This is a genomic window from Streptomyces sp. BV286 (genome assembly GCF_019090165.1).
Taxonomy (GTDB): Bacteria; Actinomycetota; Actinomycetes; order Streptomycetales; family Streptomycetaceae; genus Streptomyces.
Genome location: NZ_JAHRIB010000062.1, coordinates 1 through 15,317 on the forward strand (window position 1 = coordinate 1; position 15,317 = coordinate 15,317).

Annotated in this window: 14 protein-coding genes; 7 read left to right on the forward strand and 7 right to left on the reverse strand. The window is 71.1% G+C overall.

The genetic code is table 11. The features are described from left to right. Together KUF83_RS09365 and glgX are read right to left on the reverse strand one after the other, a co-directional pair. The coding region (locus tag KUF83_RS09365) for an ABC transporter ATP-binding protein (RefSeq protein ID WP_254643594.1) at positions 1-1,451 on the reverse strand (1,451 nt) is incomplete at its 3' end. A gap of 326 nt (positions 1,452-1,777) precedes the next feature. After that, on the reverse strand, positions 1,778-4,096 hold the full coding sequence (glgX, locus tag KUF83_RS09370) for a glycogen debranching protein GlgX (RefSeq protein WP_217454135.1): 2,319 nt from the start codon (positions 4,094-4,096) through the stop codon (positions 1,778-1,780). 233 nt (positions 4,097-4,329) lie between these two features. On the opposite strand from glgX, the gene KUF83_RS09375 reads away from it, so the two are divergent. The 7 genes from KUF83_RS09375 (at position 4,330) to KUF83_RS09405 (ending at position 10,823) form a co-directional block, all read left to right on the forward strand. Continuing rightward, positions 4,330-5,562, forward strand: a complete 1,233-nt coding sequence (locus tag KUF83_RS09375) for an Ig-like domain-containing protein (protein WP_217454136.1) — start codon at positions 4,330-4,332, stop codon at positions 5,560-5,562. A gap of 180 nt (positions 5,563-5,742) precedes the next feature. Continuing rightward, entirely contained in the window at positions 5,743-6,990 is a 1,248-nt protein-coding gene (locus KUF83_RS09380; RefSeq protein ID WP_217454137.1) for an Ig-like domain-containing protein, read from the forward strand. Positions 6,991-7,139: 149 nt separating this feature from the next. Beyond that, positions 7,140-7,907, forward strand: a complete 768-nt coding sequence (locus KUF83_RS09385; protein ID WP_217454138.1) for an enoyl-CoA hydratase/isomerase family protein — start codon at positions 7,140-7,142, stop codon at positions 7,905-7,907. A gap of 247 nt (positions 7,908-8,154) precedes the next feature. Then, a complete protein-coding gene (locus KUF83_RS09390) occupies positions 8,155-8,763 on the forward strand; it encodes an ATP-binding protein (protein WP_217454194.1) in 609 nt (202 codons plus the stop codon). Positions 8,764-8,849: 86 nt separating this feature from the next. Further along, positions 8,850-9,764: a MerR family transcriptional regulator gene (locus tag KUF83_RS09395; RefSeq protein WP_217454139.1), complete on the forward strand. Its 915-nt coding sequence runs from the start codon at positions 8,850-8,852 to the stop codon at positions 9,762-9,764. A 40-nt stretch (positions 9,765-9,804) separates the two neighbouring features. Next, a complete protein-coding gene (locus KUF83_RS09400) occupies positions 9,805-10,017 on the forward strand; it encodes an EF-hand domain-containing protein (RefSeq protein WP_217454140.1) in 213 nt (70 codons plus the stop codon). A gap of 83 nt (positions 10,018-10,100) precedes the next feature. Next, positions 10,101-10,823, forward strand: coding sequence for an NAD(P)-binding domain-containing protein (locus KUF83_RS09405; RefSeq protein WP_308402953.1), 723 nt, complete (start codon positions 10,101-10,103; stop codon positions 10,821-10,823). Positions 10,824-10,832: 9 nt separating this feature from the next. Here KUF83_RS09405 and KUF83_RS09410 read toward each other — a convergent pair whose 3' ends face one another. The 5 genes from KUF83_RS09410 to gcvH all read right to left on the reverse strand — a co-directional run bounded on the left by KUF83_RS09410 (position 10,833) and on the right by gcvH (position 15,211). Continuing rightward, positions 10,833-11,375 (reverse strand): MOSC domain-containing protein, encoded by a 543-nt coding sequence (locus KUF83_RS09410; RefSeq protein WP_217454142.1) that lies wholly within the window; start codon positions 11,373-11,375, stop codon positions 10,833-10,835. Positions 11,376-11,385: 10 nt separating this feature from the next. After that, positions 11,386-11,940 carry a glycoside hydrolase family 25 protein gene (locus KUF83_RS09415; protein ID WP_217454143.1) on the reverse strand — a complete coding sequence of 185 codons (555 nt, stop codon included), beginning with the start codon at positions 11,938-11,940 and terminating at the stop codon, positions 11,386-11,388. A 90-nt stretch (positions 11,941-12,030) separates the two neighbouring features. After that, positions 12,031-13,398, reverse strand: a complete 1,368-nt coding sequence (locus KUF83_RS09420) for an L-serine ammonia-lyase (protein ID WP_217454144.1) — start codon at positions 13,396-13,398, stop codon at positions 12,031-12,033. A gap of 159 nt (positions 13,399-13,557) precedes the next feature. Then, positions 13,558-14,820: a serine hydroxymethyltransferase gene (gene glyA, locus KUF83_RS09425; RefSeq protein ID WP_217454145.1), complete on the reverse strand. Its 1,263-nt coding sequence runs from the start codon at positions 14,818-14,820 to the stop codon at positions 13,558-13,560. A gap of 13 nt (positions 14,821-14,833) precedes the next feature. Further along, positions 14,834-15,211: a glycine cleavage system protein GcvH gene (gene gcvH, locus KUF83_RS09430; protein ID WP_217454146.1), complete on the reverse strand. Its 378-nt coding sequence runs from the start codon at positions 15,209-15,211 to the stop codon at positions 14,834-14,836. Positions 15,212-15,317 lie beyond the last annotated feature (106 nt).

The following is a 15,317-nucleotide window of genomic DNA, read 5'->3' on the forward strand; positions in this document are numbered from 1 at the left end:
GCGCCGGACGCGGCCCCAGCGCCGGACGCGGCCCCAGCGCCGGTCGCCGACTTTGCGCCGGACATCGGCGTCGTGCCGGACGCCGGGCTCGCGCCGGACTCCGGATTCCTGCCGGGCTGCGGCTTCGCGCCGGGCTCCGGCTTCGCGCCCGCCGGCGGCCGGGCGTCCGGCTCCTGGTGCATGCCCGTCTGTGGCCCGGTGTCCGGCTCCCGGCCAATCTGCGGCTCGGTGTCCCGTGCATCGTCCGCGCCGGTCGGCGGCCGGGCGTCCGGCTCCTGGAACGCGCCGGTCGGCAGCTCGGCGTCCGGCTCCCGCTGCACGTCGGCCGGCCCCTTCGCGCCCGGCGTCCGATGCGCGCCGGACGACGACTCCGCGCCGGACCGTGGCGGTGCGGACAGCGGCGCTGCCTCGGACCGCGGCGCTGTCTCGGACTCCGGCTTCGCGTCCATCACCTCGAAGTAGCGCTCCGTGGCCGTCGCCGCCTCCTGGCTCATCGCCAGCAGGAAACCGATCGACTCGACGGGCCACCGCAGGGCGAGCGCCGTGGACAGGAACGCGACCAGCGTGCCGGCCGACAGGTCGCCGTCGGCCACCTGCACCGTCCCGAGCACGAGGGCCGCGCCGACGGCGAGTTCGGGCAGCGTCGTGATGGCGGCGAAGATCCCCGCGAGCAGCCGCGCCTTGGCGAGTTCCGTACCGCGCAGCGTCCGGGAGAGCTCGCGAAAGGCGAGGGCCTGACTGCGATGGCGCCCGAACCCCTTGATGATCCGGATGCCGAGCACGCTCTCCTCGACGAGTGTCGTCAGGTCGCCGACCTGGTCCTGGGCCCGCCGGGCCACCTGCGAGTACCGCTTCTCGAAGAGCCAGCAGACGACCATCACGGGCAGCGCGGGCGCGAGCAGCACGAGTCCCAGCGTCCACTCCTGGGCCAGCATGATGAGGACGCCCACAAGGATCGTCACCGAGTTGACCAGCAGGAACGTCAGCGGGAACGCGAGGAACATCCGCAGCAGCATCAGGTCGGTCGTGCCCCGCGACAGCAACTGCCCGGAGGCCCAGCGGTCGTGGAACGCAATGGGCAGCCGCTGCAGATGCCGGTACAGGTCCGCCCGCATCGCCGCCTCGACCCCGGCCAGCGGCCGGGCCACCAGCCAGCGCCGCAGCCCGAAGAGCAGTGCCTCCACGATCCCGAGCAGCAGCAGGCACAGCGCGCCGAGCCACACGCCGCCGGTGCTCCGGTCGGCCACCGGGCCGTCCACGATCCACTTCAGGACGAGCGGGATGACCAGCCCCGTACAGGAGGCGACGACCGCGACGACGGCCGCGGTGAGCAGCCGTCCTCGCACGGGTCTCACGTACGGCCACAGGCGCAGCAGAGCGCGCACGGTGGAACGGCTCCTGGCGGGCTCGGTCTTGTGGGCTTCCTCGGTGGGCGCGGGTGTAGTCGGCATCAGCAGCGAGCCTACGGATCGGCACTGACATCGCCCACCGAGTTTTGGCCGGGTCCGGATCCGTCGCCGGTCCTACGACCTGCGTGTTCGAGGAGTCGTACAGCCGGGACCGTAAGGTGCACAGGCGCCACCGGCCGTCGCCGGGGAGCGGGGGATCTTCGGCGTCCTCGGCCCGTCCGGCGCGGGCCGGACCACCACCGGCGACGCCCCGCCGCGGTCCGGGCGACGTCCCGACTCGGTCCGGGCAACTCCACGACGCCGCCGGGCGGCCCCCCGACGGGGTCCGGGGCGACGCCCCCGCGCATCGCCCCGGACGCGCCCTCCTGTCACCGCACCCGCAGCAGCAGGACCGCCCGTCCGGGCACCGTGACCGTTTCCCCCGCCCGGTGCACCACCCCGGGCGGAGCGCCCTGCTCCTCCCACGACGTGTCGACGACGACCTCGTACGCCTCGGCCCACGGCGGGCCCGGCAGGACGAAGTCCGCGGGCCGGTCGCCCGCGTGCAGCACCGCGAGGAAGCTGTCGTCCGTCACGGGCACGCCCCGCGCGTCCCGCCCGGGGATGTCCCGGCCGGACAGGTACATCCCCAGCGTCCCCGCGGGCGCGTACCAGTCCCGTTCCGTCATCTCGGTGCCGTGCGCGGTGAACCACGCCAGGTCCCGCAGTCCGTCGGCCGAATGGGCCCGGCCGGAGAAGAAGGCGCGCCGCCGGAGCACGGGGTGGGCGTGGCGCAGCGCGATCAGACGGGACGTCAGGTCGAACAGGGCCCGCCAGCCGGGGTCGTCCAGCAGGCTCCAGTCGAGCCAGCTGATCTCGTTGTCCTGGCAGTACGCGTTGTTGTTGCCGCCCTGGGTCCGGCCCAGTTCGTCGCCCGCGACCAGCATCGGGACGCCCGTGGAGAGCAGCAGGGTGGTCAGGAGGTTGCGCAGCTGGCGGCGCCGCAGACCGTGTACCCGGGCGTCCTCGGTCTCGCCCTCCGCCCCGCAGTTCCACGCCCGGTTGTCGTCGGTGCCGTCCCGGTTCCCCTCGCCGTTGGCCTCGTTGTGCTTGCGCTCGTACGACACCAGGTCCCGCAGGGTGAACCCGTCGTGCGCGGTCACGAAGTTCACCGACGCGTACGGCCGCCGCCCGCCCCACGCGTACAGGTCGCTCGACCCGGACAGCCGGTACCCGAGGTCCCGCACGTCCGGCAGCGCGCCCCGCCAGAAGTCCCGTACGGCGTTGCGGTAGCGGTCGTTCCACTCCGTCCAGAGCGGAGGGAAGGCCCCCACCTGGTAGCCGCCGGAGCCGACGTCCCAGGGCTCCGCGATCAGTTTCACGCGGCGCAGCACCGGATCCTGCGCGATGACGGCGAGGAACGGGGACAGCATGTCGACGTCGTGCATGGACCGGGCCAGCGCGGCAGCCAGGTCGAACCGGAAGCCGTCGACGCCCATCTCCGTCACCCAGTAGCGGAGCGAGTCCGTGATCAGGCGCAGCACGTGCGGCTGGACGACGTGCAGCGTGTTCCCGCAGCCCGTGTAGTCCGCGTACCGGCGGGCGTCGTTCTGCAGCCGGTAGTAGCCGCGGTTGTCGATCCCGCGCAGCGACAGCGTCGGGCCCAGTTCGCCCGCCTCCGCCGTGTGGTTGTAGACCACGTCGAGGATGACCTCGATCCCGGCGGCGTGCAGCGCGCGCACCATGCGCTTGAACTCGCCGACCTGCTGGCCGTTGGTCCCGGAGGCCGCGTATCCGGCGTGCGGGGCGAAGTAGCCGATGGAGTTGTAGCCCCAGTAGTTCTTCATGCCCCGGCGCAGCAGATGGTCCTCGTGCGCGAACTGGTGCACCGGCAGCAGCTCGACGGCCGTGACCCCGAGCGCCACGAGGTGCTCGATCGCCGCCGGGTGCGCCAGCCCGGCGTACGTACCGCGCAGCTCCTCGGGGATGCCCGGGTGCAGCTTCGTGAACCCCCGGACGTGCAGTTCGTAGATGACGGAGTCCGCCCACGGCGTCTTGGGGCGGCGGTCGTCCGTCCACTCGTCGTCGGGGGTGTCGTCGTGCACGACGACACCCTTGGGGACGTACGGCGCCGAGTCCCGGTCGTCGCGCACGGTGTCGGCGACCTGCTGCTGGGGCCAGTCCCGCACATGCCCGTACACCTGCGGCGGCAGGCTGCCGTACTCGTCCTGTCCGGCGCCGTCCACGGCACGGGCGTACGGATCGAGGAGCAGCTTCGCGGGGTTCCAGCGAGCCCCCGTCCACGGGTCCCAGCGGCCGTGCACCCGGAAGCCGTACCGCTGTCCGGGCCGTACGCCGGGCACGAAGCCGTGCCAGATCTCGTGGGTCAGTTCGGTCAGCGGGACCCGGATCTCGGTGTCCCCGCCGTCCCCGCGGCCCTCGCCGTCCTCCGTGCCGAAGAGGCAGAGCTCGACCGACTCGGCCCCGCCCGCCCAGAGCGCGAAGTTGGTGCCCGAGACGCCGTCGGGCCCGGTCCTGAAGCGTGCCCCGAGCGGGGTCGGGGTGCCCGGCCACACGGAGACGCCCGGCTCCGACCGCGCCGTGCCGTTCAGCACAGGGCCGGGCTGGACGGGTCCGGGCTGGACGGGCAGCCCACGGCCGGGGGCGAGCCCCTCCCGCACTGCCTCCTGATCGGCTGCGCTCGACACCTGACGCCCTCCCGCGGCTCGGTCGGAGCGGCACGAGGAGGGCCGCGGCGTCCCGGCCGCGGCTCCCTGTCGTGTCGTCCTCCCCACTGTTCTGCCCAGAGCCGGGCTCGCACTCACGTTTCCCGAGGCGGGTGCTGACCGGCCCCGGCAGGCGGGCCGCGCCGCCTCACCCGTCACGGCGGGCCGCGGAACCACCCCACTTCCCCGGGGCCGCCTCGGTCGTTGGGTCCCACGTGATGCACGCACAGAGGCGCGCGCGGCGCGCAGGGGCCGCGCTGGCCGCCGTACTGACATGGGCGGGCCTGCTCGCCGGAGCCGCGGGATGCACCTCGCACGGCACGGACGGGATGCTCGGCAAGCCCCGGTCGGCCGAGGACACCATCCGCGTCTCGCCGGACGACGGCAGCCGGGGCGTACGCCCCGAGGAGGGGCTGAGGGTGCGGGTACCGGCCGGGCGCCTGGAGTCGGTGAAGGTCGTGAAGTCGCAGGACGCGCAGGACTCCCCGGTGCCCGGCCGGATCGGCGAGGACGGCACGACCTGGAGGCCCGACGACCCGAGGCTCGCGCTGGCCGCCAAGTACGCGGTGGACGCGGTCGCGCTCGACGGCCACGGCCGGCGGGTGGCCCGGCACGTGACGTTCACGACGTACGTCCCCGACGAGCGGTTCATCGGATACGTCGTGCCGGAGAACCGCTCGACCGTCGGCACCGGGATGATCGTGTCGCTGGAGTTCAACCGCCGGATCCGCGACCGGGCGGCGGTCGAGCGCGCGGTCCGCGTGACGTCCGTGCCGAAGGCGGAGATCGCCCCGCACTGGTTCGGCCGGAACCGGCTGGACTTCCGCCCCGAGACGTACTGGAAGCCGGGCACGAAGGTCACCGTCGAGCTGCGGCTGCGGGACGTCGAGGCGGCTCCGGGCGTGTACGGGCTGCAGTACCGGACGTTCTCCTTCACGGTCGGCCGCAGTCAGGTCAGCGTCGTCGACGCGGCAGCCCACACCATGGAGGTACGCCGCGACGGAGCGCTCCTGTCCACCGTGCCGATCACCGCGGGCGCCCCCACGAGCACGACGTACAACGGGAAGATGGTCGTCACCGAGATGCTGGAGGTGACCCGGATGAACGGGGCCACCGTCGGTTTCAAACGGGCCGACGGCAAGGGCGAGTACGACATCCCGGACGTGCCGCACGCGATGCGCCTCACCTCCTCCGGGACCTTCCTGCACGGCAACTACTGGGCGCGGGGCGTGTTCGGCACCGCCAACGTCAGCCACGGCTGCGTGGGCCTGCGCGACGTGAAGGGCGGCAGCTCCGCGACCCCGGCGGGCTGGTTCTTCGACCGCAGCCTCGTCGGTGACGTCGTCGAGGTGGTCAACAGCGACGACAAGAAGGTCGCTCCCGACAACGGCCTCGGCGGATGGAACATGGACTGGAAGGCGTGGAAAGCGGGCTCCGCGGTGAAGTAGACCGACATAGGGGTACGCACAGGGAGGGATCCGGTGGCGCGGCCGGCACCGTGAGTTGGGACTGAACGGTGACATTCCCGGGAGGCCATCACGCCTGGCAGTGTGATTAATTAGCGCGATGCGCGGCGTGGGACGCGCGGTAGTGCGGGCCTGACCAGGCCGTGCGAGGGGAGAACGAACTTGAACGGGCGACCGATATCGGGGGCGTCGGTTGGCGCGCGGACACGAAGTGGCAAGGGGGCCCTGGCACTTCTGCTCGGGGTGCTGCTGCTCTTCGTGGCCGCCTGCGGCGGGGGAGGGGACTCGGACTCCGGGTCCGACGAGGGGAAGGGCAAGGGCGAGGATTCGAGCCAGGCGGACACCAAGGTCTCGCAGGCGGTCGTCACGATAGCCCCGAAGAACGGCACGGACGCCGTGAAGACCAGCGGCGCGCTGAAGGTGACGGCCGCCAAGGGCAAGCTGACCGAGGTCAAGGTCGAGGACACCAAGGGCAACCCGGTCGAGGGGAAGATCACCGACGGGGGCGCGACCTGGACGCCCGCCACGCATCTCGCGGCGTCCACCAAGTACAAGGTCCACGCGGTGGCCAAGGACTCCGACGGCCGGCAGGCCGCCGAGGAGTCCGCCTTCACCACGCTGACCCCGAAGAACACCTTCGTGGGCATCTTCACGCCGGAGGACGGTTCCAAGGTCGGCGTCGGCATGCCCTTCTCGGTCCGCTTCACACGGGGCATCACACACCCCGAGGACATCGAGAAGGCGATCGACATCAAGACCGAGCCCGCGGTCGACGTCGAGGGCCACTGGTTCGGCAACGACCGCCTCGACTTCCGCCCGGAGAAGTACTGGAAGCCCGGCACGAAGGTCACCGTCACGCTCAACCTCGACGGCGTCGAGGGACGGCCGGGTGTCTACGGCGAGCAGGCCAAGACCGTGAAGTTCACGATCGGCCGCAGCCAGGTCTCCACCGTCGACGTGAAGACCAAGAAGATGGTGGTCAAGCGTGACGGCAAGGTCATCAAGACCATCCCGGTGACCACGGGCAAGCCCGGCTACGAGACCTGGAACGGCCAGATGGTCATCAGCGAGCGCCTCAGGGTGACCCGCATGAACGGCGAGACGGTCGGCTACGGCGGCGAGTACGACATCAAGGACGTGCCGGACGCGATGCGCCTGACCACGTCCGGCACCTTCCTGCACGGCAACTACTGGGCCGGCGGCGCCTTCGGCAACTACAACGCCAGCCACGGCTGCATCGGCCTGCGCGACCAGCGCGGCGGCGGTGACCGGGGGGCGCCGGCGGCATGGTTCTTCGACCGCTCGATCATCGGTGACGTGGTCGTCGTGAAGAACTCCAACGACCGGATCGTGAGCCCGGACAACGGGCTCAACGGCTGGAACATGTCCTGGGAGAAGTGGACGGCGTGATCGCCAGGGGGCGCTGACTCCGCCCCCGCGGCCTGCGGGTCCCCGGTTTGCCGGGCCCTCAGGTCCTCAGGACCCCTACGGCCCCGGTGTGCCGCTCTGTGACGGAGCACACCGGGGCCGTTGTCGTTAGTCACCGTTAACCTGCCCTCATGACTGTGCATCTCGAAGTCGCCGAAGGTGTCGGCACGATCCGCCTCGACCGTCCGCCGATGAACGCGCTGGACGTCGCCACCCAGGACCGCCTCAAGGAGCTCGCCGAGGAGGCCACGCGCCGCGAGGACGTGCGCGCGGTGATCCTCTACGGCGGCGAGAAGGTGTTCGCGGCCGGCGCGGACATCAAGGAGATGCAGGCCATGGACCATGCGGCGATGGTCGTACGCTCCAGGGCCCTGCAGGACTCCTTCACCGCCGTGACCCGCATCCCCAAGCCGGTCGTCGCCGCCGTCACCGGTTACGCGCTGGGCGGGGGCTGCGAGCTGGCGCTCTGCGCCGACTTCCGCATCGCCGCGGACAACGCGAAGCTGGGCCAGCCGGAGATCCTCCTGGGCCTGATCCCGGGCGCGGGCGGCACCCAGCGCCTGTCCCGCCTCATCGGCCCCTCCCGGGCGAAGGACCTCATCTTCACCGGCCGCATGGTCAAGGCCGACGAGGCGCTGTCCCTCGGCCTGGTGGACCGCGTCGTACCGGCCGCCGACGTGTACGCCGAGGCGCACGCGTGGGCCGCGAAACTCGCGCAGGGACCGGCGCTCGCGCTGCGCGCGGCCAAGGAGTGCGTCGACGCGGGTCTGGAGACGGACATCGAGACCGGGCTCACCGTCGAACGGAACTGGTTCGCCGGTCTGTTCGCCACGGAGGACCGGGAGCGCGGGATGCGGAGCTTCGTCGAGGAGGGCCCGGGCAAGGCGAAGTTCCTCTGACGGGGCACGGCCCGGTCGGGTGACGGAGGCCTTCCGCCCTCTCGGAAAGGCCCTGCCGTGCCGCGAAACTCACCCATCAAGTTCCGCTGATCCACTTGCAGTTGACGCGATGTCTTACCCGCGTCCCCCGAAGGGGCGGTTTATCCGAGCCTTAAGGCAGCCTTAAGGGTTCCTTGTCGGGGAACGCGGGCGATTGCCCCCGCGAGGGCCGTCGGTGCAGGTCAGGTGGGCTGTACGGACGGCCGAACTGCCCCTGGCATATGCCGTTCGAATTCAGCGGAATGAATGCCTCCGGGGGGCGTATTCCTCCGGAACGCCCCCGGAACGACCCCTGGGCGGCCATGATGGGGTCATGGCGGGGCTGGAGGGTATCGAACAGCCGCGGCGGCACGGGAGTGCGACCGCGGCGCGCTGGTCGCCTGCTGTCGAGGACGAACACGCGCTGAAGGCGCTGGAGTTGTTCGGCAATCCGACCGAGGCGGAGGTACCCCTGCCGTCGCGGCCGGAGTCGGCCGCCACCGCGCGCCGGCTCGCCCAGGTCGTGGTGCTGCGCCACTGGGGACTCTCACCGAAGATGACCGAGGACGCGGTCCTGCTCGTCTCGGAGCTGGTGGGCAACGCCGTACGTCACACGGGCGCCCGGGTCTTCGGCCTCCGTATGAGACGCAGGCGGGGCTGGATCCGCGTCGAGGTCCGCGACCCCTCCCGCGGCCTTCCCTGCCTGATGCCGGTCCAGGAGACGGACGTCAGCGGCCGCGGCCTCTTCCTCGTCGACAAGCTCTCCGACCGCTGGGGCGTCGACCTCCTCCCACGCGGCAAGACGACATGGTTCGAGATGCGCGTCGCGGACCGCTAGACAGGGCCTGGGGGTCACCCCGGCATCCTCCGCCGCACCGGGCCCCGCCTTGAGTCTCCACCCGCTGGAAGGCCCAGACTCCAGAAATGATCGACGACGGCACCGGACTCTTCACCATCGGCGAGCTGGCCCGGGCCACCGGGCTGACCGTACGCACCATCCGCTACTGGTCGGACGTGGACGCCCTGCCGCCCGTGACCCGCTCCGAAGGCGGCTACCGGCTGTACGACGCCGCGTCCGTGGCCCGCCTCGAACTCATTCGTACGCTGCGGGAGCTGGGCCTCGGCCTGGACGACGTACGCCGGGTGCTGGCGGGTGAGACGACGGTCGCGGAGGTGGCGGCGACCCATGTGGCGGCCCTGGACGCCCAGATCAGGTCGCTGAAGGTGACCCGGGCGGTGCTGTCGACCGTGGCGCGACGCGGTTCGACCGCGGAGGAGATGACCCTGATGAACAAACTGGCGCGACTGTCGGCGACCGAGCGCAAGCACATCATCGACCACTTCATGGAGGAGACCTTCCAGGGGCTCGACACCGCGGACCCCGACATCCGCACCCGGATGCGGTTCGCGGTCGCCGACCTGCCCGAGGACCCCACCCCCGAGCAGGTGGACGCCTGGGTGGAACTGGCCGAGCTGATGCGGAACCCGGATTTCCGCCGGCGTATGCGCAGGACGGTCGAGTTCAACGCGGCGGACCGCGGGCCGCAGGTGCCGGCCGGGACGTCCCTGTGGTTCATGAGCCGCCTGGTGCAGCTCGCGGGCGAGGCACTGGAACAGGGCGTCGCTCCGGAGTCGTCCCGCGCCGAGGAGGTGCTGGACGGGCTTCTGGGCACCGCCGACCGGGCCGCCGTACTGGAACGCATGGAGTCCGCGGCGCACGTGGAGCTCGCCCGCTTCCGGGAGCTGACGGCGCTCGTCCGCGGAACGGGGCCCCTGCCCGCGCACACCGAGGAGTTCGCCTGGGTGGTCGCCGCGCTCCGCGCCCGGCCGGAACGTTAATCTGACCTCGTCAGATAGGCACCAAGAAGGGGCGGGTCCGGTGGCGGACATCGAGGAAGCACGCAAGGCGTTCGAGCGCATCGACGTGGACGGGGACGGCTACATCACCGCCGCCGAGTTCAAGAAGGCTCTGGCCCAGGGCGGGGACTGGAACGTCACCGAGTCGGTGGCCGAGGCCGTCATCGCCGCCCAGGACCTCAACGGCGACAAGCTGCTCTCGTTCGACGAGTTCTGGTCCCACGTCAACAGGTGACGTGAGGGACAGGGGCGCCCGCCGGTCCACGGGGGGCGCCCCTTCGTCGTGTCCGCCCTCCGGGCGCGGCCCGGAATAGCCCGATCCGTCCCGGGGTTGCTACTGCGCACAGGAGTCATCCACCCCCGAAAGGCGAGTCGGACATGAGGATCGGCATCATCGGAGCAGGCAACATCGGCGGCAACCTCACCCGGCGGCTCACCGCCCTGGGCCACGACGTGTACGTCGCCAACTCCCGGGGCCCGCAGACGCTCACCGAGCTGGCGCGGGAGACCGGAGCGACCCCGGTCACCGTGGAGGAGGCCCCGCGGGACGCCGAGATCGTCATCGTCACGATCCCCCTGAAGGCGGTCCCCGGCCTGCCGTCCGGGCTGCTGGACAAGGCGGCCGACGGGGTGAGCGTCATCGACACCGGCAACTACTACCCCAAGCAGCGGGACGGCAGGATCGCCGAGATCCTCGACGAGGGCCTGACGGAGAGCCGCTGGACGGCCCGGCAGCTCGGCCACACCGTCGTCAAGGCGTTCAACGGCACGTTCGCCCAGGACATCCTGGACCGGCACCGTCCGGCCGGCGCCGCCGACCGCGTCGCCCTCCCGGTGGCCGGCGACGACGCGACCGCCAAGCAGGCCGTACGCGACCTCATCGACGAACTCGGCTTCGACACCGTGGACGCGGGCGGCCTCGACGACTCCTGGCGCCAGCAGCCCGGCACGCCCGTCTACGGTCTGCGGGAAGGCGTCGAGGGAGTGACGAAGGCGCTGGCCGAGGCGTCGCCGGAGCGTACGACGGACTTCCGGGCGTAGGGCCGCCGCTCAGACGATCTGCAGGGGCAGGTGCGGCCCCTCCGGTAGATCGACCTCGACGGGGTCGCCGGGCCGCACCACCCCGCCCGTGACGACCACGCTCATGATCCCGGCCCTGAAGCGGGGCTTCCCGTCCCCGTCCCGGCCCACGACCTGCTTCATGAGCCCCTTCTGGAAGCCGTCGATCTGGGCGCAGGGATTCCGCAGACCGGTGACCTGCACCACGGCCTCGTCCCCGAGGCGCAGCAGCGTCCCCGCGGGCAGCCCCAGCAGGTCGAGGTTCCGGGTGGTGACGTTCTCCCCGAGTTCTCCGGCGGCGACCTCGAAGCCCGCCTCGCGCACCTCGTCGAACAGTTCCTCGTGGATCAGGTGCACCTGCCGCAGATTCGGCTGCGAGGGGTCCTTCGCCATCCGGAACCGGTGCTTCACCGTCGTCCCGGCATGGACGTCCCCCTCGACCCCGAGCCCGGCGAGCAGCGTGATGCTCCCGCGGTTCGGCTTGGTGAACGCGTACGTCCCGTTGCTGCTGACCGCAGCGATACTCCCACCCATGCGGGGCAGCCTACGGGGTCGCCCATTCGCGCAGGTCGGCGATGGTGTCGAAGCGTGCGACGTTCTTGTCCAGCGGGTCGTCGGTGTACTGGTGGAAGCGCCACTTGGCCTGGATGCGGGGCTTGCCCGCGGTAACGTAGTCGGCGATCCACAGACCGTCACCGGCGTACGAGGTGTCGTCGATGTTCAGCCAGAAGTGCCGGTTGCAGTACAGCACCACCCGGTTGTTCGGCCGGAGTTCCTTCACCTTGCGGATGAAGCGGTCCTTCTCGGCGTTGCTCGCGTGGGTGCCGTCGCTCGTCGTCTCCCAGTCGACGGCGAGGATGTCGCCCGCCCTCTCCGGGGCCTTGCCGACGAAGTACTCGGCCTGGGCCGTGATGTTGCCCGGCCACAGGAAGTGGTAGAAGCCGACCACGCAGCCGGCGTCCCGGGCCCTCTTCGCCTGCGCGCCCAGCTTCGGGTTGACGTAACTCCGGCCTTCCGTCGCCTTGACGAAGACGAAGGACAGGCCCTCGGTGCTGTACGAGGACGACTGGTAGGAGCTCACGTCGATGCCGCGCAGCATGGTGGTTCCTCCGTGCGATGGGGGGATGGGGCTGATGGTGCGTGTGGGGTCAACTCCCTCTGCTCCTGCCCCTCTTCGCCCGTCCCACCCTCAGCACTCGATGATGTTCACCGCCAGGCCGCCCCGGGCCGTCTCCTTGTACTTGACGCTCATGTCCGCGCCCGTCTCCTTCATCGTCTTGATGACCTTGTCGAGGGAGACCTTGTGGGAGCCGTCGCCGCGCATGGCCATCCTCGCCGCCGTCACGGCCTTGACCGCGGCCATGCCGTTGCGCTCGATGCAGGGGATCTGGACGAGACCGCCGACCGGGTCGCAGGTGAGGCCGAGGTTGTGCTCCATACCGATCTCCGCGGCGTTCTCGACCTGCTCGGGGCTGCCGCCGAGGACCTCGGCGAGGGCGCCGGCGGCCATCGAGCAGGCCGAGCCGACCTCGCCCTGACAGCCGACCTCGGCGCCCGAGATGGAGGCGTTCTCCTTGAAGAGCATGCCGATGGCGCCGGCCGCGAGCAGGAAGCGGACCACCCCGTCCTCGTCCGCGCCGGGCACGAAGTTGATGTAGTAGTGCAGGACCGCCGGAATGATGCCCGCGGCGCCGTTCGTGGGGGCGGTCACGACACGGCCGCCCGCCGCGTTCTCCTCGTTCACCGCCATCGCGTACAGCGTGATCCACTCCATGGCGTGGGCCAACGGGTCGCCCTCGGCGCGCAGTTGGCGGGCGGACATGGCCGCGCGGCGGCGGACCCTGAGGCCGCCGGGCAGGATGCCCTCGCGGGACATGCCGCGCGTGACGCACGCCTGCATCACCCGCCAGATGGCGAGGAGCCCTTCGCGGATCTCGTCCTCGGTGCGCCAGGCCCGCTCGTTCTCCAGCATCAGGGCGGAGATGGACAGGCCCGTCTCCTTCGTCAGCCGCAGCAGCTCGTCGCCCGTACGGAAGGGGTACTTCAGGACCGTGTCGTCCAGCTTGATGCGGTCCGCGCCCACCGCGTCCTCGTCGACGACGAAACCGCCGCCCACCGAGTAGTACGTCTTCGACAGCAGTTCGGCGCCCGAGGCGTCGTACGCCCACAGCGTCATGCCGTTCGCGTGGTACGGCAGGGTCTTGCGGCGGTGCAGCACCAGGTCGTCGTCGAAGGAGAAGCCGACCTCGTGCTCGCCGAGCAGGGCGATACGGCCCGACGCCTTGATCTTCTCGACGCGGTCGTCGGCGCCCTCGACGTCCACCGTGCGGGGCGAGGCGCCCTCCAGGCCGAGCAGCACCGCCTTCGGTGTCCCGTGGCCGTGCCCGGTCGCGCCCAGCGAGCCGTACAGCTCGGCGCGTACCGAGGCCGCCGAGGACAGGACGTCCTCGGTGCGCAGGCGGCGGGCGAACATCCGGGCCGCACGCATCGGACCGACGGTGTGGGAGCTGGACGGGCCGATGCCGACCGAGAACAGGTCGAAGACCGAGATGGCCACGGTGACTCCTCAAAACAGGGTGAAGCGGGTGGAACAGGGGTGGGGCGGATGGGCCGGTGAAGGCCCGGGGGCGCGGGGCGCCGTGGCGGGGCGGTGGTGGGTGACGGGCGGGGTACCGCGCACACCTTCCAGTGTGCGCGGTACCCCCGTGAAACGGGACTACTTGCCCAGACCGGGGTACAGCGGGTGCTTGTCCGCCAGTGCGGTCACCCGGGCCTTGAGCGCCGGGGCGTCGTAGGACGGCTTGAGGGTCTCGGCGATGACGTCCGCGACCTCGGTGAAGTCCTCGGCCGTGAAGCCGCGGGTCGCCAGGGCCGGGGTGCCGATCCGCAGGCCCGACGTCACCATCGGCGGCCGCGGGTCGTTCGGGACGGCGTTGCGGTTGACTGTGATGCCGACCTCGTGGAGGCGGTCCTCGGCCTGCTGCCCGTCCAGCTCGGACTCGCGCAGGTCCACCAGGATCAGGTGGACGTCGGTACCGCCCGACAGGACGTTGACACCGGCCTCGCGGGCGTCCGGCGCGGTGAGGCGCTCGGCGAGGATGCGGGCACCCTCGACCGTACGGACCTGGCGCTCCTTGAAGTCCTCCGAGGCGGCGACCTTGAAGGAGACGGCCTTGGCCGCGATCACGTGCTCCAGGGGGCCGCCCTGGAAGCCCGGGAAGACGGACGAGTTCAGCTTCTTCGCGAAGGCCTTCTTGGCGAGGATGATCCCGCCGCGGGGCCCGCCCAGCGTCTTGTGGGTCGTGGAGGTGACGACGTCCGCGTGCTCCACCGGGTTCGGGTGGAGGCCGGCCGCGACCAGGCCCGCGAAGTGCGCCATGTCGACCCACAGGTAGGCCTCGACCTCGTCCGCGATCCGGCGGAACTCGGCGAAGTCCAGCTGCCGCGGGTACGCCGACCAGCCCGCGATGATCACCTTGGGGCGGTGCTCCTTGGCGAGCCGCTCGACCTCGGCCATGTCGACCAGGCCGGCGTCGTCCACGTGGTAGGCGACCACGTTGAACTGCTTGCCGGAGAAGTTCAGCCGCATCCCGTGGGTCAGGTGGCCGCCGTGGGCCAGGTCGAGACCGAGGATGGTGTCGCCGGGCTGGGCCAGCGCGAACAGCGCGGCCTGGTTGGCGGAGGCGCCCGAGTGGGGCTGCACGTTGGCGTACTCGGCGCCGAACAGCTCCTTGACCCGGTCGATCGCGATCTGCTCGGCGACGTCCACGTGCTCGCAGCCGCCGTAGTAGCGGCGGCCCGGGTAGCCCTCGGCGTACTTGTTGGTGAGGACCGAGCCCTGGGCCTCCATGACCGCGACCGGAGCGAAGTTCTCCGAGGCGATCATCTCGAGGGTGGACTGCTGGCGGTCCAGCTCGGCGTCGACGGCGGCGGCGACGTCCGGGTCGAGCTCATGGAGGGACTGGTTCAGAAGCGACATCGGTCAGGAGTCCTTAGCTGCCGGAGAATTCGGTGTACTCGTCCGCGGAGAGCAGGTCCTTCGGCTCCTCCGAGGTGCGCACCTTGAACAGCCAGCCGCCCTCGAACGGGGCGGTGTTCACCAGCGCGGGGTCGTCCACGACGTCCTGGTTGATCTCGGTGATCTCGCCGGTGACGGGCGAGTACAGGTCGCTGACCGACTTGGTCGACTCCAGCTCACCGCAGGTCTCGCCCGCGGTCACCGTGGCACCGACCTCCGGGAGCTGGACGTACACGACATCGCCGAGCGCGTTGGCCGCGTGCTCCGTGATACCGACCGTCGAGACGCCGTCCTCGGCGCCCGACAGCCACTCGTGCTCCTTGCTGTAGCGCAGCTGCTGGGGATTGCTCATGGCCTGAATTCTCCTGTACGCCGGGGAGTGCTGATGCAGGGGGACTGGGGTGGCCGGGCGGATGTGCCCGGGGTCACGTCTGATGCTGTCGAGCGGCGCTGTCGCG